The sequence below is a fragment of the Halomonas sp. ND22Bw genome, assembly GCF_003011945.1.
In the GTDB taxonomy this organism is placed as follows: Bacteria; Pseudomonadota; Gammaproteobacteria; order Pseudomonadales; family Halomonadaceae; genus Halomonas; species Halomonas halophila.
On sequence record NZ_PXWD01000368.1, the window covers coordinates 1 to 353 of the forward strand.

Genomic DNA, 353 nt, shown 5'->3' on the forward strand with positions numbered 1-353 from the left:
GACGGTAAGCCATCGAGCGTGGCCACGATCGATGCCCCACAGGCGCTCGTCTTGCGCCAGGAGCCGAAGGCCGATGTCGAGCGCTACGATGCGCTCCGCAGGAAGGCGGTGCGCCATGCGTCATGATCCCGCCAGCGCCGCCATCATCGTCATGCTGCGCGGGCTCAAGATGTACGGCATGTCTCAGGCCGTCGTCGATCTTGTGGAGCAAGGCGCACCCGCCTTCGAGGTAGCCGTCCCGCTCCTGTCCCAGCTGCTCAAGGCCGAGATGGCCGAGCGGGAGGTTCGATCCATCGCCTACCAGATCAAGGCCGCCCGCTTTCCGGCCTACAAGGATCTGACCGGGTTCGACT

1 pseudogene is annotated in these 353 nt (G+C 65.4%); it reads left to right on the forward strand.

Annotation, left to right across the window (positions count from 1 at the left end):
• Nucleotides 1–115 precede the first annotated feature (115 nt).
• Nucleotides 116–353, forward strand: a pseudogene (gene istB / locus CVH10_RS18480) (IS21-like element ISMex27 family helper ATPase IstB); the annotation flags it as partial.